Origin of the sequence: Planotetraspora sp. GP83 (assembly GCF_041262585.1) — a bacterium.
Taxonomy (GTDB): Bacteria; Actinomycetota; Actinomycetes; order Streptosporangiales; family Streptosporangiaceae; genus JAOEGB01.
On record NZ_JBGCBZ010000016.1, the window covers coordinates 67,608 to 90,151 of the forward strand.

Sequence of the window (22,544 nt, forward strand, 5' to 3'; positions counted from 1 at the left end):
TTCCCCTACCTAGTTGAGCTCCGGCTCTCCACATGGTCCGGATTTCTGCTCGTCTGGTGCATCTTCTTCATTGCCGTCACCTTCCGCCTCAAGTGCCGACCTGAGCGTGGCGAGGGCGCGGACGGTCTGGCTCCGCACGGTCGAGGAACGGCTGCCCATCGCTCGGGCGGTCTCCTCGACGCTGCGGTCCTCCCAGTAGCGGAGGATGACCGCGGCGCGCTGCCGCGGCGCGAGGCCGGCCAGCGCGTCCATCAGGACCATCCGGTCGCCCAGCAGGGCGTACGGGTCGGGGTCGGGTGTCGGCTCCGGCTCGGGCGGCAGGTCGTTGAGGATCTCGCGGGACCAGCGGAGCGAGCGGCGGTCGCTGATGAGCAGCCGCGTCATGATCGTGCGTGCATACGCGGCGATCTTGTCGCGCTCCTCGATGGTGTCCCAGTGCCGATGGATCGCCATCAGGGTCCGTTGCACGAGGTCGTCCGCCTCGTACCAGTCGTCGGAGAGCTGGAATGCGGTGCGCCGCAGCGCCGGTCTGGCCTCCTTGACGAAGCGCGCGAACTCATCGCCGCATGCCTCAGCCATCTGCTCACACTCCAAGAAGCTGACCGGATTCCAGCGAGAAGGGGCCGGACCCCCTCCGAAGCGACGTATCGACGTCGATGTGCCTTGCCAGCCACCCTCAGAATTTGCGCGCAAATCTGCCTTCACAACCCCTACACGCCGCACACGTCCCCTTATCCGGGCCCTGTGAACCCCTATTTGGGCGCGGATCTGCTGCTCAGGGATCGGGCCGCGAATACGCTCGCCAAATGACAGGCTCGCAGCCCCACAGGGGCAGGCCGCCCGCGAGGAGCGACCGCTACGTCGCCTTTCCGGGGCACCGGGCCGCCATGTGGAGCCCGCGTTCCGCTGCATGAAACGTGGTGTTCACCCAGCCTCTGCCCGGCCCGCGCCGCAGGCGCCCGTAGGGCCTCCCATCCGATGGCGTAAACGCCCGGAACAATGCGGCCACATGATGTCACCGGTCAATTACTCAAACAAGTTCTCGGAGAAACTTGCGGCGCAGTGCAGCGTCGACAGCATCTCGCCGCGTGTAATCACCGAGAGAGTCAGGAAACGCGGCAAATGTCCGGATGAACATCTGTCCGGAAAACGCCACGTGACTCCTCGGAACACACGCCGACCAGGGCGATCAGGGGAACGTCGCAATCCAGGAGTAATACTGGCGCATTTGTCGTGCCCAGTCTTATTCAGGATTGCTCGGCCGACGCCTCCACTATCCGGGAGGGGTAATGGACGACGTAATCGAGCGGGCTGTCCTGCGTGTCATCGACAGCATGCACGAGAACCTCGGCGAACAGATCACCATCGACGACATGGCGCGCACGGCGATGTTCAGCAAGTTCCATTTCTCCCGCGTTTTCCAGCGGGTCACGGGGCTTTCACCTGGGCGCTTCCTGTCAGCGGTACGGCTCCGCGAGGCCAAACGGCTGCTGGCCTCGACACCGCTGAGCGTCACGAACATCAGCCATCAGGTCGGCTACTCCAGTGTCGGCACCTTCAGTTCGCGGTTCACCAGCAGCGTGGGGCTCTCTCCGAGCAGGTATCGGCAGCTCATGAGCGTCACGCCGCAGATCCTCACCGACGGCCGCCGGATTTTATCGGGGTGCCCGACGGTGACGATCAGGGGTGACATCACCTCTCCGATGGAGGACCGGCCCGTCTTCGCGGGCCTGTTCCCCGACCAGATCCTGGAGGGCCGGCCCGCCAGCTTCACGCTGCTCAGCAGGCCCGGGCCGTACGTCCTGGAGAACGTGCCGGAGGGCCGCTGGCACCTGATCGCGCAGTCCATCGCCGCCGGCCGGGAGGACGCCATCCACTACCCGCCCGGAGACGACGAGGCGCTCTGCATCGCGCGCTCCGGGCCCATCACGATCGGGCCGGGAGGCGGGCCGCATCTCGCCGACATCCAGCTCAAGCCGATGCGGCCGCTCGACCCCCCGGTGCTGCTGGCGCTGCGCGACCTCCTGTCCTCGCAGGACTCGCAGGACTTCGCGGACGCCACTGCGGACGCCTGTGCGGACGCCTGCTGAGCCCCGGCACGACAAGCGCCGCGGGCGGTGATTCCATCACCGCCCGCGGCGCTTTCGATATCTGATCCGGGTGTTCCGGGGAACGTCTCAGGCCAGGGTCACGGACATCGGCAGGCCGCCGCGGACCCGGAGGGACAGCATGGCCTCGGGAGTCACCCGGTAGCCGGGAACGCCGGTCAGCCGCAGTTCGCGGCACACCATGGCGAGGACGAACGTCGCCTCCAGCATGCCGAGGTGGTTGCCGACGCAGAACCGGGGCCCCGCGCCGAACGGGATGTAGGCATAGCGCGGCCGGCTGGCCGGGCGGCCGGGGTCGAACCGCTCCGGATCGAACCGATCGGGTTCGTCCCAGAAGGCGGGGTGGCGGTGCAGCGTGTAGGGGCTGATCATGACGTCCGCCCCGGCCGGCACGTGGTAGCCGCCCACCTCGTCGTCTCGCTGGGCCACCCGCGTCAGGGCCCACACCGGCGGGTAGAGCCGCAGGACCTCCTCGACGACCATCGCCGTGTACGTGAGCCGGTGAAGGTCCTCGTAGACCGGCGGCCGGTCGCCCAGCACCTCGACGGCCTCCGCGCGCAGCCGCTCCCCCACCTCCGGATGCCGGTCGATGAGGTGGAAGGCCCACGACAGCGTGCTGGCCGTCGTCTCGTGCCCCGCGAGCAGCAGCGTGACGATCTCCTCACGCGTCAACTGCCGGGCGGCCCGGGGATCGGCCTCCTCCCGCGTCGAGGCCAGCAGCCGCGACAGCAGGTCGTCTCCGTCGGCCGAGCCCGCGCCCCGTTCCGCCACGAGCCGATCGGCCACCCGGTACAGCTCTCGGCGGGCCCGGCGGAAGCGCAGGTGCATGGGCAGCGGCAGCCACAGCGGCACCATGCTCAGTGAGACCATCTCGAACATCGCCTGGTCTTGGATCTCCTCGAAGGAGTGCCCGATCGAGGTGAAGGCTCCGAGGTCGGCGTCGAGCAGAGTGCGGCCCAGGACGCCGAGGGCGAGCCCGGTCATCTCCCCGGCCACGTCGACCGGCGGTCCGCCCGCATGCGCCCGCAGGCGGTCCACCAGGCGGGCGGCCTCCTGCGCGATGAGGACGTCCTGACGGGCGAGCCGCTTGTTCTGGAACGACGGCTGGATCGTCCTGCGCTGCCTGCGCCACAGCTCGCCCTCGCTCGTCAGCAGCCCGTCACCGATGACCCGGCGGGCCTCGGCGAGCCCGATGCCCTTGTGATAGGCGGCGCTGTTGTCGGCCAGCACGTGCTTGGCGTGGTCGGGGTGGTTGAACAGGTAGATCGCCTTCGGGCCGATGGCCAGCCGTACGGCGTCGCCGTACCGGGACGCGGCCGACGAGAGCATCCCGATGCGGTCGGTCACGAGTTGCTTGAACAGCCTGGGCGCGGCCGTGATCGGAGGTCCGGGCGGCACCACGCGGGTGCCGCCCGGGACCGACGCGGCCGCCGGCGGTCGTTCGGTGTTGAGGCTCATGCCGACAGCTCCCTCAGATCCGTGATCTCCCGGAACTTGCCCCGGTAGACCAGCAGGCCGTCGCGGTCGGTCTGCTGGTAGATGGACAGGACCTTCCCGATGAAGATCGTGTGATCGCCGCCCTCGTAGGAGCGCCACACCTCGCACTCGAAGCGCGCGACCGCGCCCGCGATGAGCGGCACGGCCGTCAGCTCGCCGGACAGCCACGCGACGTTCTCGAACTGCGCCGCGCCGAGCGCCCGGTAGCGGTTGGCGAAGTGCCGCGCCTCGTTCTCCTGGTGAGACGCCAGGACCGACACGCCGAACGAGTCGGCCATGCTGAGGCACTGGTGCATCACCGCACCCCGATCGATGCAGACCAGCACGAGCGGCGGGTCGAGCGAGACCGAGGTGAAGGAGTTGGCGGTCATGGCATGCGGGACCGGACCGCCCGTCGTCACCACGGTGACGCCGGTGGCGAACGCCCCGAACGCCCGCCGCAGCACTTTCGGGTCCGTCACCTGGCAGGACGCCGTAGATTGCTCGACTTGCACGCTGACCTCCTGGATCCGCGCCTAGGGCGCGTACGGTTCGAGCGCCCTGACCAGCGACTCGGGGACCCTCGCGGGGGATGTGCGGGTGTTCGGCCCGCGCATGCAGGCCACCCGCTGCTTGCCGCGGGCGACGAGCGTCTCCCGCTCACCCGCGTCCAGCCGTACGTAGTCGAAGCTGAACTCGAGCTGGGTCTGCGCGAGCTCGCCCAGGCGCATCCTGATGGAGAGCTCGTCGAATGCCGTGATCTCCGCGAAGAACTCGCATTCGACCTTGAGCGTGAAGAGCTTCAGATCGTCCTGCAGATCGGCGAGCACCTCCGGCGCCCGCTCCTTCAGGAACATCTCCCGGCACCGCCCCTGCCACCGCAGGTAGTTGACGTAGTAGACGTTGCCGACGATGTTCGTCTCCTCGAACCCGACCGTGTGCAGGTATTCGAAGTACTTGCTCATGGCCTATGCCCCTCCTTCCGTGAGCACCGCGACGACGACGGGCTCGGGGACGCCCCGCACGGTGGTGACGAGCGTCGCGATCCGGAGGCCGCCGGAGGCGAAGACCGCCCACGCGTCGCGCCTGTCCGGAGTCAGCGTGAGCGGCGTGCCCGGCGCGAGACCGGCCCGCCGCAAACACTCGGCCGCGGACAGGACCCGCGCGCCCGAGGTGTCGGGCCCCTCGCCCAACTCCCCCGCTATCAGTTCGGCAAGCGGCGCGCGCGGACCGAGCAGGCCTTTCCACTCCTCCGCCGAGCGCGTGGTCACCCAGGCGACGTCGCAGCCGAGGGTGCCGGTGGCCGCGACGCAGAGGGTCACCCCGGCGGCGTGCGCCACCGAGACGGCCCGCTCGCCGTCGACCTCCGGCTTCCGGTCCGGGCCGTACCGGACCTCCACCGGGCGGCCGAAGGCCCGCCCCACGCTCACGGCCGCCGGGCCGTCCGGCTCCTTCCCCTCATGAGGTTCGACCACGACCGCCACCCGCGTGCCGGTCAGGTCCTCCAGAGTCCGCTCGACGTAGGAGCCGAGGAGCGGGGCCACCCAGGGTCCGCGCCCGTCCTTCTTCCGCACGGCCTGGAGCCGCAGGCCGTCCCACCGCTCGACGACATCGCCGGCGTGCGTACGCACCGCGATGTCGTAGACGTAGGTGTCGCCGTCGCGGCTGCGCTCGGTGGCGCAGTAGCGCAGCTCCCCCGCCGCGGCGAGGGACGCGCCGCCCGCGTGGACCCGCTCGATCCCGGTCGGGAGCAGCGTGGCGTCCGGCACGCAGACCTGGTTGCCGTGCATGAGCGCGTCCCGCATGCCGGGGTCGCCGAGCAGCAGGTGGCCGGGCAGGTACGCGGCGAACCAGTCCCACGCGTCGACCGCCGCCACGTCCGCGTCGACGTGCCGGGCCGCGGCGCGGTGATAGCGGCGCAGCCGCTGGAACCGCTTGCCCTGGAACAGCACGTCGCCGTACATCTCGGCGGCCGGATCCAGCGCCACCGGGGGCAGCCCCTCTCCCACCTGCTCGGGCGGCCCTTCGGGGGCCGCCTCGCCGGTGTACGACAGCCGCGCCCGGAAGTGGTCCACGTCGAAGCCCGTCTCCGCGCTCCGGATGGTCACCGCCAGCGTGTCGTCGTCGGTGACCGTGGCGGCCACCCGGAGCGTGGTGCTGCCGTCCGGCGGCACGATGATCGGCCGCAGGAACTCCGCGTCCTCGATGACCGGCGTCGCCTCCCGCCCGGTGGCCGCGAAGGCGACCTGGGCCATGGCCTCCATGCCGAACACGGCGGGGAAGAGGAGGTTGCCGTCGAGGTAGTGGTCGGGCAGGTAGAGGTCGGTTCCCGCGTTGACCTCGACCTCGGTGACGAGCTCCACGCCGTGGTAGCGGACGAGCGGCTTGCCGACGAACCGCAGCAGCGGCAGCGCCGGCAGGTCGTACCGGACCGTGTCGATGCCCTCGGTGCGCCCGCTGATCACCACGACGCCCGGGACGTCCGGGTCGGCCACCAGCCGCCGCATGATCCGCACGCCCTGCTCCGGGGAGATCGGCGTGATGCCCTGGCGGGTCAGCCCGTCGATGACCGACAGCCGCTCCCCCATGCCCACGTCCGACCAGACCGACCACTCCATGCACACCGCGCGGCAGCCGGGATGCCTCTCGGCGACCTCACTGGTGAGGTCGGCCAGCCACTCGTTCGCGGTCGCGTAGTGCGCCTCGCCGTGCAGCCCGGCCCGGCCGATGATGCTGCCGAAGGTCACGAGCAGGCGCAGCCTGCCGGTATCGATCGCGTCGAGCACGTTCCGCAGGCCGTCCACCTTGGGGGCGAACGTCCGGCGGAAGGCGGCCGTGTCGAGGCTCGTCAGGCCTGCGGGCTCGTTGCGTCCGGCGCCGTGCAGCACCGCGGTGACGGGCCCGAGCGCCGCCTCCAGCTCCGCGATTCCGCGCCGCACCTGCTCCGGGTCGGTGACGTCGGCCCTGGCGTAGCGCACCTCGATGCCGGAGTCCGCCATGCGCCGCAGATTGGCGGCGAGTTCCTCGTCGCCCGCCGGGTCGGAACGGCCCAGCACGGCGAGCCTGGCCCCGCTGTCCTCTGCCACCGCCAGCGCGCACTCGGCGGTGATGCCCTTGCCGCCGCCGGTCACCAGCAGCACGTCGGTGCCGTCCAGCGGCTGCTCGGTTCGTGCGGGCCGTACCGGCAGCGCCCGCATCGTGGGCACCCGCCGCACGCCGGCCGCGTCGTAGTACGCCTCGGCGTAGGCCGTGGTGGCGGCCACCTCGGCTACCACCCAGCCGACCGCCTCCGGCGTGGGCGGTACGTGCACGATGGTGACCCGGAGCCGCGGGGCTTCGAGCTGGAGCGTCTTGGCGAGCCCGGCCGCGCCCCTGCCGTGCTGGACCAGGACGAACCGGGTGCCCGGCGCACTGGCGATCGCCGCCTTGGCGCCGAGGAGCGCCTGCTCCAGATGCTCCTCCCCGCACTCCGGCGGTAGGCACACCAGCACACCGGAACCGACCTTCCCCTGTTCGAGTGCCAGGCGCAGCGGCTCGGCGATCGGGGACTCCGGGGCCGCGAAGACCTGCCAGTGCCCGCTCTCCCGCGCCGCCGTCCGCTCCGGCAGCGGCAGCTCGTCGAGGTCCACGGCGAACGGCCTGGCCCACGGAGCGGCGCCGGCCACCCCCTTCGCCACCGTCTCCTGGGGCTCCACGGCCAGCCGGTCGAGCGCCTCGCCCAGCTCGCGCAGGCTGGCCGTGGCGAGGTTCGTGGGAGACCGGTTCGCGGGGACGCCCAGCGCCTGGGTCGCCTGGTCGACGATGTGCATGACGGTGACCGAGCTCAGGTGCAGCTCGTCGAGCGGCCTGCTGTCCTCGGTCACCATCTCCAGAGGAAGCTCGGCGCGCTCGGCCGCCAGGCGGCGCAGCAGGTCGATGGTCGACTCGGCCGGCTGAGTGGTCTGCCCGTCCGGCTGCGGCGTGCCCATCGGCTCAGTCCGCGCCGGAGCCTGGAGCGCTCGCGCGGCTTGGGGGAGGCGAACCTCCGGCGCCTGCTCGGCGGGGCTGGCGAAGAAGGAGAACTCCGCGCCCACCTCCAGCGGCCGGACCAGCCGGCCCTGGAACAGCTCCTCGTGCACGACGGGGACGCCGATGACGTAGGCGGCGCCCACCGCGCGCAGCAGCCCGGTCAGCGACTCGGCGTCGGTGTCCAGCGGGACCGCGGGCACGTCCGTCACGTCCGCCGCCAGCCCGCTGAGCACGCGACCGGGGCCGACCTCGATGAACAGGTCGATGTCCTTGGCCGCCCGCTCCACCGCCTGGGTGAACAGCACGGGGTCGGTGATCTGGCGGCGCAGCAGCCCGGCGATGTCGGTGTCCGTCGGCAGCACCTCCCCGGTGACCGTGGAGACCACCTGGCGCTCGATCGGCCCGAGCTCCTCTATCTCCAGGTACGCGCCGAGCGCGTCGGCCGCCGGGGCCACCAGCGGCGAGTGGAAGGCGTGGGAGACCGCCAGCCTGGTCCACGTCAGGCCCGCGTCGGCGGCCCTGCGCCCGACCGTCTCGACCGCGTCCACGGGACCGGCGACGACGGTCTGGCTCGGGCCGTTGTATCCGGCGATCACGACGGGCAGGTCGCCGATCAGGTCGAGCACGGCGTCCGGCGCCGCCCGGAGGCCGGCCATGGTGCCCGAGGCGCTGTGCTCGGTCATGGCCTCGCCTCGCACGGTGGCCACGCGGAGCAGGGTCTCCTCCTCCAGCGCGCCCGCCCAGTGCAGCGCCGAGATCTCGCCCAGGCTGTGGCCGACCGCGACGTCCGCGTCGACGCCGAGCAGAGACAGAACGCGCAGACCGGCCATCGAGCCGGTGACGATGCGGGGCTGGGCCACCGCCGTCGCCACCATGTCGCCCGTGATCGGCAGCGCCGCCCTGGCGTAGATCTCCTCGGCCTCGGCGAAGCGCCGCCGCAGCGCGCCGCCGCTGGTGCCGCGGCCCGACCCCTGCCCCGGGAAGAGGAAGCCCACCCGGGCCGGGCCGTCCGCGTGGCCCAGGAAGGCCCGGCCGTCCGGCGTCAACAGGCGCGTCTCGCCCGCCTCGAGGGCGTCCAGCACGCGCTGGATCTGCCGTCCGGCGTCCTCGGGCGAGGAGACCACCACCGCAGCCCGGCACGGCAGGTCACGCGACTCCCGCTGCAGCGTGGCGGCGAGATCGGCGAGCTGGGCGTACGACACCTGCGCCACGAACTCGGCGATCTGGGTGAGCCGTTCGCGCAGCCCTTCAGGTGAAGCGGCGTCCACCAGCAGCAGCTCCACGTCCTGCGCCGACGAGGCGAGCGCCCGCGTGCGGGTCGAGAGCGGCACGCGACGGCGCGGACCGCTCTTCTCCAGCACGACGTGCGTGTTGATGCCGCCGAAGCCCATGGCCGTGATGCCGGCGCGGACCGGAGCGCCGGCCGGCCACGGCTCGGCCCTCCGCAGCACGCGCAGCGGCGCCGACTCCTCGGCCAGGATGTCGTGGGGCTCGACGCAGCCGATGGCGGGGGGCAGCACCTGCTCGTGCACCGCCATCGCGGCCTTGATCAGGCCCGCCACCCCGGCCGCCGCCTTGGCGTGCCCGATCATCCCCTTGATGGAGGTGACCGCCGCCGGAGCGGCCCCGGGACCGGCCTCCGCCCTGGCCTCCGACAGCGCCGTGAGCTCGGTGGCGTCGCCGACGGCCGTGCCGGTGCCGTGGCCTTCGAACAGCTCGACGGTCTCGATGCCGAAACCCGCCCGCTCGTAGGCCCGCCGAAGCGCCAGCTTGTAGCCGCTGACCTCGGGCCTCGTAATGCCGCCCTTACCGTCGGAGGAGATGCCCCAACCGGCGATGGTGGCGTAGACCCGGCGCCTGGCCTCCAGCGCGTCGGCCTCGCGCATCAGCACGACCATCCCGCAGCCCTCGCCCGGCCAGAAGCCGTTGGACCTGCGGTCGTAGAGCCGCATCTCGCTCTTGGCCAGGGCGCCCGTCTTCGCGAAGCCCACGATCTCGAACGGGTCGATCGACAGGTCCACCCCGCCGGCGATGGCGACGTCGATGTCGCCGTCGATGAGCGCCTTGCACGCCGTCGTCACCGACAGGAGCGAGGAGGAGCAGGCGCCGTCGACCGTGTAGCCGCCGCCGTTGAGGTCGAAGTGGTTGCAGATCCGCCCCGCGATCGTGTTCGACAGGCCGCCCGCGAGGGTGTCCTCGTCGATCGGCGGGAACGGGTTCTTGTAGGTGGCTTCCAGGTCCTCGAGGAAGGCGGCCAGCCGGTCGTCGTCCCAGCCTCCCTGCTCCTTGAGGACCGCCGCGACCGTCCTGCGCACGTACGGCCAGCGCAGACGCATGACGTTGGCCCGGGTGAACTCCCCGGTCAGGGTGTTCCCCACGACCACGCCCGTGCGCTCCCGGGGCAGTCCCTCCGCCCCGGGGAAGCCCGCGTCGGCCAGTGCCAGGCCCGCCATGTCGAGCGCGAGCCAGTGCGTGAGGTCGGTCGAGCGGTAGGTGCTGCCGGCGATCCGGTAGCCGATCCGGTCGAACTCGTAGCCCTCGATGACCGCGGCGGTGCGGGCGTAGAAGCGGTCCGGGGTGGCCGGGTCGGCGTCCCAGTAGTCTTCCAGCCGCATCCGCACATCGGGCAGCCTGCGGAAGGCGCGGCGACCGGCGAGAGCGTTCTCCCAGAGCTCTCTCGGCGACGCGGCGTCCGGATAGCGGCACGCCATGCCGACGATCGCGATCCTGGTCATGCGGCCGCGACCTCCGTCCCCGCGGCCGGGACCTTCTCCACGGCCACCTCGGTGGTGACCGCGCGGAACTCCTGAGTCTCCCGCTGCTCCCGCGCCTTGTTGACGAAGTGCAGCGCCCAGAAGAACCCGCCGCGGATGGCGCAGACGCCGGCCGTGGCGAAGAAGAGCGCGTAGGAGATGTGCACCGCGGTCAGCAGGCCGTACAGCAGGGCGACGCCGCCGCCGAAGGCCACCTGGGACGCGGGCTTGGAGGGGCTCGTGCCGGGGTCGGTGACCATGTAGTTGCTGAAGAGCACGAACGCGACGCCGGTCATCATCCCGAGGGCCGCGGGGATCGACGTGCCGAAGAAGAGGCCACGGACGATCGCCTGCAGGGCGAAGACGCCCACCCAGCCCATGATCAGCGGCATCCGGCCCGTGAGCTTCCCGTTGAGCATCGTGCCGCCGATGATGATCAGGCCGGGGATCAGCCAGTCCGCCCAGGTGTCGATGTGCTCGGTGAAGTGGTACGGCGGAGCGATGCTGGCCCAGGGGAACAGGAGCAGGATCACCGCGATGCCGAAGTTCGACGGGTTCATGAAGTGGCGCAGCCTGCCCTTCACCGGGGCCCGCAGCACCCACTTGGCGCCGACCGCCACCACGACTCCGAAGAACAGCACGAAGATCTGGTCGTTGACGTAGATCAGCATGTTCATGGCGAGGCTGGTGATGTGCGCCGGGTAGAGGAACTCGCGCAGGCCGCGGAACCCGTTGCCCGCGTAGCGCGGCGGGCGTCCCTCGACTCGGGCTCCGATCCACTCCAGCCCGAGCTCCATGCTGTAGCCGGTCGCGAGGGCGATGAACGGCCACGTCCACGGCTGCTCGAACCCGAGAATCGTGTAGCCGACGATGTTGAAGACCGAAATCGAGATCGCGAAGTTGCGCAGGGCGATGACCACCTTGGGGTCATGCCGCGGCGGCGCGCTGGGCTTGTTCTCAGCCATGTCGATCACTTCTCCTTCGCCTGCTGGCCGAGCTTGAGCGAGTGCCAGCCGGGGGCCAGCTGAAGGTCCTGTACGTGGGTCTGTCCGGTGCGGTCGCGCCAGCGCAGGTTGACGGTCAGCGGTCCGGTGACGTTCGGGCCGAGGCCGATGTGCACATCGGTGGTCCGCCTGCCGGAGTGCCCGCTGCTGCCGTCGACGCGGGCGATGTACTTCCGCCCGTCGGGGGTCATCACGCAGACCTGCGCGCCGGTGACGGGCGAGCCGGCGGCGGGAAGCGTCCCGGCGACCGGCGCGGCGTCGTGGGTGAGCCGCAGCCCGAGGAAGGCGCCGGTGGACGGGCTCTGGTTCTGGTAGAAGACCGGCTCGCCCCACTGCCGGGCGACGGCGAAGTCCAGCCGGCCGTCACCGTCGGCGTCGCCGGTGGCGATGCCCCGCGTCGGCACCGGTACGGCCAGGCCGAGCTGGGGGGCCAGGTCGACGTACCGGCCGGTGGGACCCTTGACGAAGAAGTGCAGCGTCTGGTTTCCGCCGATGTCGTCGCCCGCTTGGGCGTTCGGCCACCAGAACGGGTTCTGCAGCAGCTCGTCGTTGGCCGTGGCCAGCTCCTGGAGCTGCGGCCAGCGGTCGGTCTGACCCTTGACGAACCCGGTCGCCTGGGCGATCGACAGCTCGCCGCTGTTGTCGAAGTCGTCGATTTTGACGTCCCAGCCCCAGCCCGACCAGGCGGTGCCCGAAGGACCGCTCCTGTCCTGCCACGGCGCCACGCCGTCGCGCAGCTTCGCGCGCAGGTCGGCCTGGTTCTTGGCCGTGGAGACGAACTGGAAGTTGCTCTCCTCGATGCCCCACGACGTGGTGATGTTGCTGACGAACATGTCGTAGATGCCGTCGTGGTTCAGGTCGCCGAAGTCCACGCCCATGCCCTTGAAGGAGTCGTGGCCGATGCTCTTCGACTTGGGGATGATCGGCGAGCGCACGCCCTCGACGAGCGAGAGCTTGATGTGGCCCGGCGTGGACCGGTTGTAGAACATCCGGTCGGGGCCGAAGTCGTTGGCGAGGTAGAGCTCCGGCAGCAGGTCGCCGTCCAGGTCGGTGGACGCGGCGGCGAGCTCCCAGCCCTTCGAGGCGTCCTTGGGCAGGACGTTGTCGAGCTTCTGGTAGCTGACCGTGGGCTGACCGCTCGTGCCGGCTCCCGTCCACCGGAAGAAGTAGTCCTCGCCGCCGTTGTGGGCGTCGGACATCGAGTGGTTCATGTGCACGCCGCCGCTGACCGTGGGGTCGAGCACCGGGCCGTCGGCGAAGTAGTTGCCGATGAAGATGTCGTCGTGCCCGTCGCCGTCGAAGTCCGCGACGGTGGCGGCGTTGGTGTTCCACTGCGGGCCGGTGTACCTGCCGTTGGTGGCGTTCTTCCCCGGCACCAGCTCGGTCGGCTGGTAGGCGTCCGCGCCCAGCTTGGCCGCGGCCGGCTTGGCCAGATAGATGATCGGCGTGCGGCCCCACATGTAGACGAGCAGATCGAGCCGGCCGTCCTCGTTGTAGTCGCCGGGGACGCAGCCCATGGGCGCCATGTGGTCGTTCACCGGCAGCGCGCCGGGGCTCAGCGCGAACGGGGCGTACCTGCCGGAGCCCGCGCCGGGGGTCGGCGTGACCACGACCTGGTCGATGCGCGTGTCCACCAGGCACAGGTCGTTGGACAGCCCGTCACCGTCGAGGTCGTTCATCGCGATCGCCGCGCCGACCGAGGAGATCCACGCGTCGATGTGCGTGTAGTCCTTGTTCACCTGGCGGATCGAGTGCTGCGCGTATCCGCCCGGCAGAGCGACTGACAGCGGTTTGAACGAGAACTTGCTCGCCATGGTGGCCGTCTGGGCCGCGGAGTAGGAAGGCAGGCGGGCGATCAAGAAGACGCTCGTGACCAGCACGAGAGCGACGATTCCCGGTAGCTGCCTCCGCAGCCAGCCAAGGGTCCCAGTCACGGGCTAACACCTCCAAGAGAGACAAATTGGTCGGCTATGCGCCGCCGCCACACTTCGTAGGCGGGCACATCGCCCTGGGTCGGCCGGTCGGGACGGGATTCGTTGCTGATGCGGGCCGCCTGCCACGGGGTCGTGCCGCAGAGCACCCGCGTGGCGGTCTCGGTGGCGGGCACGACGAGGTCGGGCCGGACCCGGGCCTCGGCCGCGAACGCGGAGCCCTGCGCGAGCTGGGGACGGTACGCGCCGGCCCGCTCCTGGAAGGCCAGCAGTTCCGCCTCGTCCGCGCCGCAGGCGTAGGTGGCGGCCAGCCCCGCGCCGGCGTACAGGTCGGCCCGCCGGTACTCGGGGAACTTCTCGATCATGGTGGCCACGACGTCGGCGTCGGTGCCCCCGACGAACCACATGGCCCGTCCGATGCCCTGGTCGATGACCCGGTTGGCGTACCCGGCGGGCGCGTCCAGCGGCCACGGGAACCGGGCCTCCTGGAACTGCCCGTGCACGTACTGGTCGGTCCGGAAGTAGGCCTGGTGGAAGCCGTACCCGTCGAGCGCGAGCCACCGCAGCATCGGGTCGGGGGCGTGGATCTTGGACCACAGGAACCGCGGCAACCGGGCCATCGCCCACCCGACCCCGACGTAGATCATGTAGATCTGGGCGTCGCCGCCCGGCCGGGCGAGGAAGCCCGCGACCTTGGGGCCCATCGCGAGCGGCGTGGCGTCAAGGATGCCGAACGCCATTCCCGCGCCCTCGTAGGCGAATCCGCGAAATCGCCGCGGAAGCTCCTCCAGACGCTCCTCGGCCTCGGCCGGCGTGCGCGACTCCGCGGCATAGGCATAACCGGTGAGAAACATCTCGCCGACCGTCTCCAGCAAATCCCGGGACTCCGGGTTCTTCACATGGAAACCGCGTTTCGCGAGCCTCGTCTCGGAGACGTCGGGCGTAATAATGCGCCGTCTCAATGACCGTAGAATGCTGGCCAATCTCCCTCTCCCTCCCCCAGGTTGTCATTTTATACTTGGGGTAATCTTCCTTTTGATGTAGCCATATGGGTTTACTTGTGGTCCACTCCGGTCGTGCTCATTCGGCGGGTTGTTTCCGGGCATGCCGAACAGAACCCTCGAGCCGGCGAGGAAATCCCGCAGGTGGCGGGGACCGAACGCGTCGCCGGGTCAGCGAGTAATACGGTTCTCCGCCGCGATGAAATGCGCGCTCACATTGCGCCGCCACAATTCGTACGCCGGAACGGAGTCGCCGGCGTCCACCGCGGCGGCGTCGGCGAGGGCGACGGCGTCCTCGACGGACAGCCCCGCGAGGACGGCGGTGGCGACCTCCGTGTGGTCCGGCACGAAGCCCGCGAAGCTCCGCGCCCTGGCCGCGAAGACGACGCCCTGGGCCAGCTCCGGCAGGTGGTCACCGGCCTCGCGGCGCAGGACGGCGAGCCCGTCTGCCCCGCACCCGCCGGCGAAGGTCGCGGCCAGGCCGACGCCGCTCCAGAGGTCGGCCTGGCGGTGGGCGGCGAAGCTCCCCACGTTGGCGGCGATGTCGGGCACCTGTCCGCCGTGGATGAACCACAGCGCCCGGCCGATGCCCTGGTCGACCGCCCGGAGGAAGTAGTCCGGCGAGCCTTCCCACGCGTACGGCGACGGCACCCGCTGCTCGTCGACCCAGCGCCGGGTGTCGAAGTAGGCGCGGTCGAAGCCGTACCCGTCGACCGCCAGCCAGGTCATCGCCGGGTAGTACGCCGAGCCGCTGAGGTCGGGGACCACCTTCTTCCACAGCGGCCTGGGCAGCCGCGCCATGGCGAACCCGATGCCGATGTAGGTGAGGAAGATGTGCGGCTGCCCGGGGCCGAGGAGGAGGTCGCGGGTGCGGTGGCCGCGCCCGCCGCCCATCGCGTCGAGGACGGTGAAGGCCATCGTGGCGCCCTCGTAGGCGAAGCCCCGCAGTTCCTCGTCCACCATGCTGAGCCGCCGCTCGACCTCCCACTGGTCGCGGGCGTCGATTCCCCATTCGAAGCCGCAGACGACCGCCTGGGGAATCGCCTCCAGCCGTTCGGTGGCGGGCGACGGCGTGACGGGAAAACCGCGAGCCCGGAAAGTCACATCGAGCAGCGACGGCGCCAGAATGAGCCTGCGGAGCGAGCCGGATAACGTCGACATGGTGTTCTCCTCTTCAATCGACAGGGCGTTCTGGGGCGTTGGTGGAATCGAGCCCGTCACGACCACGGCGCCGCCGCATACCACGGAATGATTTCCCGCCGCGCCAGCGTCCGTACGTCCCAGTAAAGGAAGGTGAACACGCCCGCGATGATCAGCGCGGACGCTGTCAGGACCGCGGCCCGGCCGGGCTTGGCGCTCAGCCACCGCTGCAGCCGGCTGCAGCCGACGGCGGCGAGGACGATGAACCGCACCGCCATGATCACGATGTTGCCGACGGACTGCATGACGAACGCCGCAGCGCCGTACAACCGGTTGCCTCTCTCCGCGGCGTCGCGGAACATCTGCCGGAACAGCGCGAACGGCCGGCCGATCAGGAACCCGCCGATCAGCACCGCACCGAAGACGGCGATGTCGCAGGCGGTGAACGTGCCGGCGATCCCGCTGACGAAGGCGAACACGATGCCCGCGGCGACGCCGGCGATCGGCGTCCCCTTGGCGTCGTGCCCGAGAAGCGTGCCGGCGACGTTGTCGCCGATCGTCTGGTCGACGAACTCGGCCGACCAGATCACCGTAAGCAGGAAGCCGGCCAGTCCACTGAACAGGATGATCAGTTTGCGCCTCCGGGGGACGTGGCCGGCTCCCGGGCTGGGCGTGGCCCTGTCTGCCACGACTGCGCTGTCGCTCATCCTGATCTCCGGTGACACGAGGAAACGGCACGGTCATGCTCATTCATCAGGATGGGACGGGCAGCCTGCCCCGGTTTTTCGCAGAATGCGGCATTACCCTAAACAGCGCTTATTCGCCCAATATCCACTGAGCCACAGCACATGAGGAGAAGAGCGCCGCATCAGGCAGGCCGCGATCAGCAGTGATCAATACTGATCAGCCAGCGGTCAGCAGGCGCCCAGCGACTTCCGCCAGGTGCCGCCGAAACTCCCAGGCGATTGCTCAGTGTGGGTGGGTGCTCGTTCGCCAGGTGGCGCGGGCTCCCGGACCGGGCGGCGGGTGAGCGTGAAGCCGTCGGTCCACGCGGGCGGGGCCTCCGCGCGGGCGGCCTCCGACGCCGCGCGCCGGCGGAGCAGCGCGATGACCGCGATGACGGCCGCGAGCTCCTCGGGCGTCGGGTTCCCGCGGACGATCGTCACGTCTGCGCCCTCTTGCGCGGCTGTGCTGTCTTCCACGGTCGCCTCCCGCGACGAACGTCACACCCGGCGGGGACGCGCGCTTCTTCCGGAATGCGGACCTTCCGTCAGAGCGTGGCCTGCTCCCCCGAGCCCTGGTTGCCGCGCTGGTTGCTGAACTCGAGGACCAGCGGCAGGTCGGCGCGGCGGGTGATGTTCAGCTTCCGGTAGGTGCGGGTCAGATGCTGCTCGACCGTGCTGATCGTGATGTAGAGCCTGGCCGCGATCTCGCGGTTGGAGTAACCGGCCGCGGCCAGGGCGGCGACCCGGCGCTCGCCGTCGCTGAGCGCCTTGATCAGGTCCCTCGGCAGCGGGGACGCCGCCGCGCCCCCGTCGCCGGCTCGGGCCAGCGCCTTGACGAGCGGCTCGGCGCGGCACTCGCCGGCGACGACCTGCGCCCGCCCGGCGATCGTCCTCGCCCTGCGGTACTCGCCGAGCGCGTCGTAGACCTCGACCAGGTCGAAGAGCGCCCGGGCCAGCTCGTACTTGTCGCCCGCCATCTGGAGATACTCGGTCGCCTGGCGGAGCAGGGCGGGACGGCGGGACGGTTCCGACACGGCGGCCAGCAGCCGCAGCGCGATGCCGCGGCCCCGCCGGGCTTCCGTCCCGCAGGCGGCGAGTTGCGCCTCGATGAGCCGCCGGGCCTCCTCGACCTGCCCCATCCGCAGGCACGCCTCCCCCGCGTCGGCCCGCCACGGGATCAGTCCGGGCGTGTCGAGATTCCAGGCGGCCATCAGCTCTCCGCACCGCTGGAAGTCGCGCAGCGCCAGCGCCGGATATTCGGTCGCCAGGCTGTGGCGGCCGCGCGCGTGCAGATAGTGCAGGCCGTACCTGGTCTGAAACATGGCGTCGGGGACGGGCCGGTCGAGATGCTCGCGCACCGCGCCGTACCTGCCCATCGCCGTCAGGGCGAGGATCAGGCTGCTGAGCGGCCCGCCGATGGCGACGCCCCAGCTGCTCATCGGGATGGTGTCCAGGGCGACACGGGCATGATGTTCGGCGGCCGGCATGTCGCCCTGGCGGATCGCGATCTCGGCCCGGATGGCCGCCAGCCTGGCCTGACGGCTTGGCGCCTGCCGAGACGACGCCTCGATGCTGAACAGGTCGCACCACGGGGCGACCCGCTCGCAGCGCCCGGCGTACGTGAGCGCCAACAGGGAATTCTCCACGGTCTCCATCGTCATCTCGTCGAGGCGGGAGTCCTCCAGGATCCGCTCGACGGCGTCCAGGTGCTGCTCGCGCGGCCCCCGGGTGAGCACCTCGGCGAGGGCGAGCGTCGACTCCAGCCGCCTGCTGACCGAAACGGAGACCATGGTCGCGAGGCCGCGTTCCGCGGCGGTGTGCCGCACATGCGCCAGAAGCGGCGGATGGGTGGCGCGCAGCCACAGCTGGACCACGACCAGCTCGGCGACCGTCTCGTGGTCCGCGGCCTCCATCGACTCGTTGAGCTGCTCCAGCACGTCGCGCGCGTCGTCGAAGCGGCCGTGCCACAGCAGCGCCCGCGCCAGCACCACGGCGTCGCTCCCCCGCAGGCTGCCCCGGTGCATCGCCTCGGCCAGCTCGGCGAGATGCCCGGCCGGCGCGGCTGGGTTGATCCGCCACTCGGCGCGCACGAGCATCGTCATGATCTTCGACCGGTGGGCCTCGTCCGCGCACTCGCGCCACGCCATCCGGAGGTAGGCCACGGCCGACTCCACCTGGCCGCCCCGCAGGGCGCTCCGCGCCGCCTCCTCCAGGGTCGGGACGACCCAGGCCGCCTCGACCCGTCCGGCCTGCAGCAGATGCTCGGCGACCACGGCCGGAGCGGCGCCGGCGTCGTAGGCCAGCTCGGCCGCGCGGCGGTGCAGATCCATCCGCTCCTCGGGATCGACCCCGGCGAGCACGGCCTGCCTGAGGGCCTCGTGACGGAAGCTCCCCACCGTGAGCAGACCCGCGGCGCTGAGGGAGAGCAGCTCCCGGCCGATGTCCATCGCCGGGATGTCGAGCAGCCGGTCGAGGCCGTCGGTCTCCCCGAGGATTGCCAGCCCCCGCGCCACCCGCATGGCCTGCGGCTGGCCCCGCTCCAGGCAGGACAGTACGGCCTGGCCGTACTGGTCGCCGATGACGACGGTGGTGGGCGGCTCCCCGGCGGCGGAGCGGACGAACTCCCGGTGGTCGTCGGCGAGGGCGGTGGCCAGCAGGGGGTTGCCGCCGCTCAGCGCGTACCAGTCGTCGGCGAACCGGGCGGCGGCCTCCCGGCCCACCCGCTCCGCCGCCAGCCCGGCGACCCCCGCCCGTGACAGCGGCGCGAGCTGGAGACGGCGGCAGTGCGGCTGGCGGAGCAGGTCGGTCTGGAAGTACGCGTCGGTGTAGCGCCCCTGGTCGGAGTGGCCGAAGACGGCCACGATCCGGGCTCCCCTGACGCGGCGCGCCAGATACGCGAGGCAGAGCAGGGAGACCCGGTCGGCGTGGTGGACGTCGTCCACGATGATCATCAGGGGGTACCGCTCCGACAGGTCGAGCAGGACCGTGCAGAGGGCGTGCACGATCTGGGCGTCGATCTGCTGCTCGGCGGCTTCCTGCGCGTTCGCGACTGCCCGGGCGCCCTCGTCCAGCAGCGCGAGCGCGCGGTCGCGCTCCCCGGCGACCAGCGGCGCGTCCTGGATGAGCTGGCCCAGCACGCCCAGCGGCAGGTCCCGCTCCAGCCGGGAGCCCGTCGCCGTGACCGCCAGCGCGCCCAGCTCGATGGCCTGCTCGGCGAGCGTCCGCAGGAGGGCGCTCTTTCCGGTGGCGACGGCGCCGCCGACCAGGGCGACCCTGCCTCTGCTCACGACGGCGCTGGCCAGCAGCCCCTCCAGGGAGGCCAGCTCCTCCTCGCGCTCGATCAGGTCCATCGCCGCCTCCGATCGTCAGACCGTGGTCGGGGAATCTGACACCGCAACGTTAGGTACCGAGGGCATTCGATCCTTATCGCCCGGCTATCACCCGCCGGGCCCGCCCGGCCCCGTGGCGGTCATGGCACATGTCCTGCTCCGGGAAGGCGGACGGCTGCGCGTCCCCCGCCGAGTGCGGCTGCGCCTCCGCACCGACACCAGGGGCGGCCCGCGCGAGCCGCGCCCTCGTGACGGCCGAGCGCACGGCCGCCACCGCGGCGCCCTCGACGTCCGGCTCGATCCCCGCGCCCCAGAACGTGGTCCCGTCCACCCCGCACTCCGCGTAGACGGCCACCCGCCGCGCCGTCGCACGGCCGGGGCGCTCCAGGCCGGTGTGATGCACCACGCGGACGTGGAAGCCCCACCGGGCGAGCGCCGCCCGGACCGCCTGGATGGTGTCCGTCCTGGTCGAGCCGGAGCCGAACGGCTCGCCGTCGATGTGGAGGCCGGTGACCGTCGCGGGGGCGTCGAAAGCCGGCGGCACCGGCGGAGCCGAGGTGATGACGTACTCGTTCTCGAAGAGCCGCCTGATCCGGTCCGGCGCGATCTCGCCGCCTTCGGCGTCCGCCAGCGCCTGCACGATCTGGGCGAACTCGATCTGGAGGCCGCGCGGCAGGGTCAGCCCGTGCCGGGCGCTCATGAGGTAGGCCAGACCGCCCTTGCCGGACTGGCTGTTGATCCGCACGATCGCCTCATAGGTGCGGCCCGCGTCCTGCGGGTCCAGCGGCAGGTACGGCACGCGCCACGGCAGATCGGCGGCCTCGGCGCCCGTGCGGGCCGCCTCCCGCTCCAAGGCGTCGAAGCCCTTGTTGATGGCGTCCTGGTGGGAGCCCGAGAATGCGGTGTAGACGAGGTCGCCCCCGTAGGGGTGCCGGGAGTGGACGGAGATGCCCGTGCAGTGCTCGACCGTACGGCGGACGTGGTCGAGGTCGGAGAAGTCGACGCCCGGGTCCACGCCCTGGGTGAACAGGTTCAGCCCCAGCGTGACGAGGCAGACGTTGCCCGCCCGCTCCCCGTTGCCAAACAGGCAGCCCTCGATCCGCTCGGCCCCCGCCATCAGGGCGAGCTCGGCGGACGCGACGCCGGTGCCCCGGTCGTTGTGCGGGTGAACCGACAGGCAGACGTGCTCCCGCCGGGAGAGGTTGCGGTTCATCCACTCGATCTGGTCGGCGAAGACGTTGGGCGTCGAGCGCTCGACGGTCGTGGGGAAGTTCAGGATGATCTCGCGGCCCGGTCCGGGGTTCCAGACGTCCATGACCGCCTCGCAGACCTCCAGCGAGAAGTCCAGCTCGGTGTCGTTGAAGTGCTCGGGAGAGTATTCGAAACCGAGATCGCAGTCGCCCAGCGTCCGCTCGGCGTACTTCATCGTCAGCCGGGTCCCCTGGACGGCGAGGTCCTTGCACTCGTCGCGGTCCATGTCGAACACCAGCCGCCGGAACAGCGGCGACGTCGCGTTGTAGAGGTGGACGGTGGCGCGCGGCGCCCCCTGGAGGCTCTTCACGGTGCGCTCGATCAGCTCGTCGCGGGCCTGGACGAGCACCGAGACGCGGACGTCGTCGGGGATGCGGTCCTGCTCGACGAGCATGCGGACGAAGTTGTAATCATCCTGGCTCGCGGCCGGGAAGCCGATCTCGATCTCCTTGTAGCCCATGCCCACCAGGAGGTCGTACATGGCGAGCTTGCGGGCCGGGGTCATCGGGGCCGCCAGCGACTGGTTGCCGTCGCGGAGGTCGGTGGAGAGCCAGCGCGGCGCGGCGGTGATGGCGGCGCTCGGCCACACGCGGTCGTCAAGGAAAGCCTGCGGGAATGCGCTGTAGCGTCTGAACTTCACTGTCAGAGCCCCTATCTGGTCGCACCGAGACCGTCAACTGGGCGAACCGAAATAGGCCGAATAGCAATATGTCGAGAGCAAAAGTTGAATTTGGTACAAATCTGTCTCGTCCTGCATGCGGAACATGACGACGATCTCCGGATAGGCGGCGCTGAGCCCGAGACCGACAAAGTATCGGTCACTTTCGAATATGATGCGGTACAGCCCGCGCTCGAACCTGCGACCGCACCACTCCCGCACCCGTCCTTCCTGATCGGTCTCCGCCTTGTCCTCGGCGTTCCACTGGCCGTTGTCGGCGTGCTCAAGCCGCACCCGCACGCTGGCGGCCGGTCGGCCGTACACACCGTCCAGCGCCTGCACAGCAATCCCCATATCACCGTCACCTGTTCGCGGGTCCGTCGCGGCTGCCCGGCGCCCAGGCGCCAGGGCTCGGTCCAGGCTGGTCCATGGCGCTATCGATGTGGTTTCCGTCCGCTATCGGCCGGAGCGTGCCATCCCGCCCCGCGGCGCGGCGGGACGGGGGACAGGCCGGCCTCACAATCTCCAGTCTCGCCCCGTGACACGCTCCGCCGCCCGCCAGAAAGAGCCCTGAGCTGCATTGATATGCCACCGGAAGCGATCCGATATGGGCCGGATGGCGGCCCGTGTGAGCGTGAGCAGCGGTCAACTGAAGCGCCGCGCGACGCCGGCGCCAATAAGTGGAGGTAGGCAGATGAGTGCCAGGATGAACAAGAAGGTCGCGCGACTCGGCGTCTCGGTCGTCATCGCTCTCACGGGCGCCGTGGCCACGACCGGGATCGCCACGGGGACCTCAACCGCATACGCGGATGGGACCGGGGCGAGGACGCCCACTCCGACCCCCCCGCCGCCGCCCGTCCCGCACAACAACCCCTGGGGATGACTGACCGAATCCGCGCGACGACCACGACTTAACGGCCGGAGACAACGATGTCTCCGGCCTTTCCACGTGGTCCGGAACTTGACAACGAGGTTCACCCGACCGCCGGAGGTCCTTCTAGCCATGGATCGCCTAGCGCTGTACGATCCAGACACAATCGGACAGACTGCACGAGGGTAACCAAGGCGTCGAAAGGGGTGCCGCGCACGGGCACAGCCGCCTTGGGTTTTCGCTATCGGTTGACAGCATTTTACATACACGACCGGAGATCGAAAAGGCT

The 22,544-nt window shown here is 70.7% G+C and carries 16 protein-coding genes; 2 read left to right on the plus strand and 14 right to left on the minus strand.

Annotated features, from left to right (window positions below; all coding sequences use genetic code 11):
• Positions 1-9: 9 nt before the first annotated feature.
• Positions 10-579, minus strand: coding sequence for a SigE family RNA polymerase sigma factor (locus ABH927_RS22205; RefSeq protein WP_370024182.1), 570 nt, complete (start codon positions 577-579; stop codon positions 10-12).
• Between the two features lie 710 nt (positions 580-1,289).
• On the opposite strand from ABH927_RS22205, the gene ABH927_RS22210 reads away from it, so the two are divergent.
• Positions 1,290-2,090: a helix-turn-helix domain-containing protein gene (locus tag ABH927_RS22210; protein WP_370024183.1), complete on the plus strand. Its 801-nt coding sequence runs from the start codon at positions 1,290-1,292 to the stop codon at positions 2,088-2,090.
• Positions 2,091-2,177: 87 nt separating this feature from the next.
• Here ABH927_RS22210 and ABH927_RS22215 read toward each other — a convergent pair whose 3' ends face one another.
• From ABH927_RS22215 to ABH927_RS22275, 13 genes are all read right to left on the minus strand, one after another.
• A complete protein-coding gene (locus tag ABH927_RS22215; protein WP_370024184.1) occupies positions 2,178-3,566 on the minus strand; it encodes a cytochrome P450 in 1,389 nt (462 codons plus the stop codon).
• Complete coding sequence (locus ABH927_RS22220) at positions 3,563-4,099, minus strand: flavin reductase family protein (RefSeq protein WP_370024185.1); 537 nt, start codon at positions 4,097-4,099, stop codon at positions 3,563-3,565. Before ABH927_RS22220 ends, ABH927_RS22215 begins: the two co-directional genes overlap by 4 nt.
• Positions 4,100-4,120: 21 nt before the next feature.
• Complete coding sequence (locus ABH927_RS22225; protein ID WP_261586199.1) at positions 4,121-4,549, minus strand: thioesterase family protein; 429 nt, start codon at positions 4,547-4,549, stop codon at positions 4,121-4,123.
• A 3-nt stretch (positions 4,550-4,552) separates the two neighbouring features.
• On the minus strand, positions 4,553-10,327 hold the full coding sequence (locus ABH927_RS22230) for an SDR family NAD(P)-dependent oxidoreductase (RefSeq protein WP_370024186.1): 5,775 nt from the start codon (positions 10,325-10,327) through the stop codon (positions 4,553-4,555).
• Positions 10,324-11,310, minus strand: coding sequence for an enediyne biosynthesis protein (locus ABH927_RS22235; RefSeq protein WP_370024187.1), 987 nt, complete (start codon positions 11,308-11,310; stop codon positions 10,324-10,326). Before ABH927_RS22235 ends, ABH927_RS22230 begins: the two co-directional genes overlap by 4 nt.
• A 5-nt stretch (positions 11,311-11,315) precedes the next feature.
• A complete protein-coding gene (locus ABH927_RS22240; RefSeq protein ID WP_370024188.1) occupies positions 11,316-13,283 on the minus strand; it encodes an ASPIC/UnbV domain-containing protein in 1,968 nt (655 codons plus the stop codon).
• Positions 13,280-14,242, minus strand: coding sequence for a DUF1702 family protein (locus tag ABH927_RS22245; RefSeq protein ID WP_370024189.1), 963 nt, complete (start codon positions 14,240-14,242; stop codon positions 13,280-13,282). The genes ABH927_RS22240 and ABH927_RS22245 overlap by 4 nt, the downstream gene beginning before the upstream one ends.
• A 210-nt stretch (positions 14,243-14,452) precedes the next feature.
• Complete coding sequence (locus tag ABH927_RS22250) at positions 14,453-15,442, minus strand: DUF1702 family protein (protein ID WP_370024190.1); 990 nt, start codon at positions 15,440-15,442, stop codon at positions 14,453-14,455.
• A 56-nt stretch (positions 15,443-15,498) separates the two neighbouring features.
• Positions 15,499-16,128: a hypothetical protein gene (locus ABH927_RS22255; protein ID WP_370024191.1), complete on the minus strand. Its 630-nt coding sequence runs from the start codon at positions 16,126-16,128 to the stop codon at positions 15,499-15,501.
• 207 nt (positions 16,129-16,335) lie between these two features.
• Positions 16,336-16,623 (minus strand): acyl-CoA carboxylase subunit epsilon, encoded by a 288-nt coding sequence (locus ABH927_RS22260; RefSeq protein WP_370024192.1) that lies wholly within the window; start codon positions 16,621-16,623, stop codon positions 16,336-16,338.
• Positions 16,624-16,691: 68 nt separating this feature from the next.
• A complete protein-coding gene (locus ABH927_RS22265; RefSeq protein WP_370024193.1) occupies positions 16,692-19,496 on the minus strand; it encodes an AAA family ATPase in 2,805 nt (934 codons plus the stop codon).
• A 73-nt stretch (positions 19,497-19,569) separates the two neighbouring features.
• Positions 19,570-21,366, minus strand: coding sequence for a 2-isopropylmalate synthase (locus tag ABH927_RS22270; RefSeq protein ID WP_370024194.1), 1,797 nt, complete (start codon positions 21,364-21,366; stop codon positions 19,570-19,572).
• Between the two features lie 33 nt (positions 21,367-21,399).
• A complete protein-coding gene (locus ABH927_RS22275) occupies positions 21,400-21,738 on the minus strand; it encodes a hydroxyisourate hydrolase (protein WP_370024195.1) in 339 nt (112 codons plus the stop codon).
• Between the two features lie 340 nt (positions 21,739-22,078).
• Between ABH927_RS22275 and ABH927_RS22280 the strand changes: the two genes are divergently transcribed.
• On the plus strand, positions 22,079-22,267 hold the full coding sequence (locus ABH927_RS22280) for a hypothetical protein (protein WP_370024196.1): 189 nt from the start codon (positions 22,079-22,081) through the stop codon (positions 22,265-22,267).
• Positions 22,268-22,544: the final 277 nt, after the last annotated feature.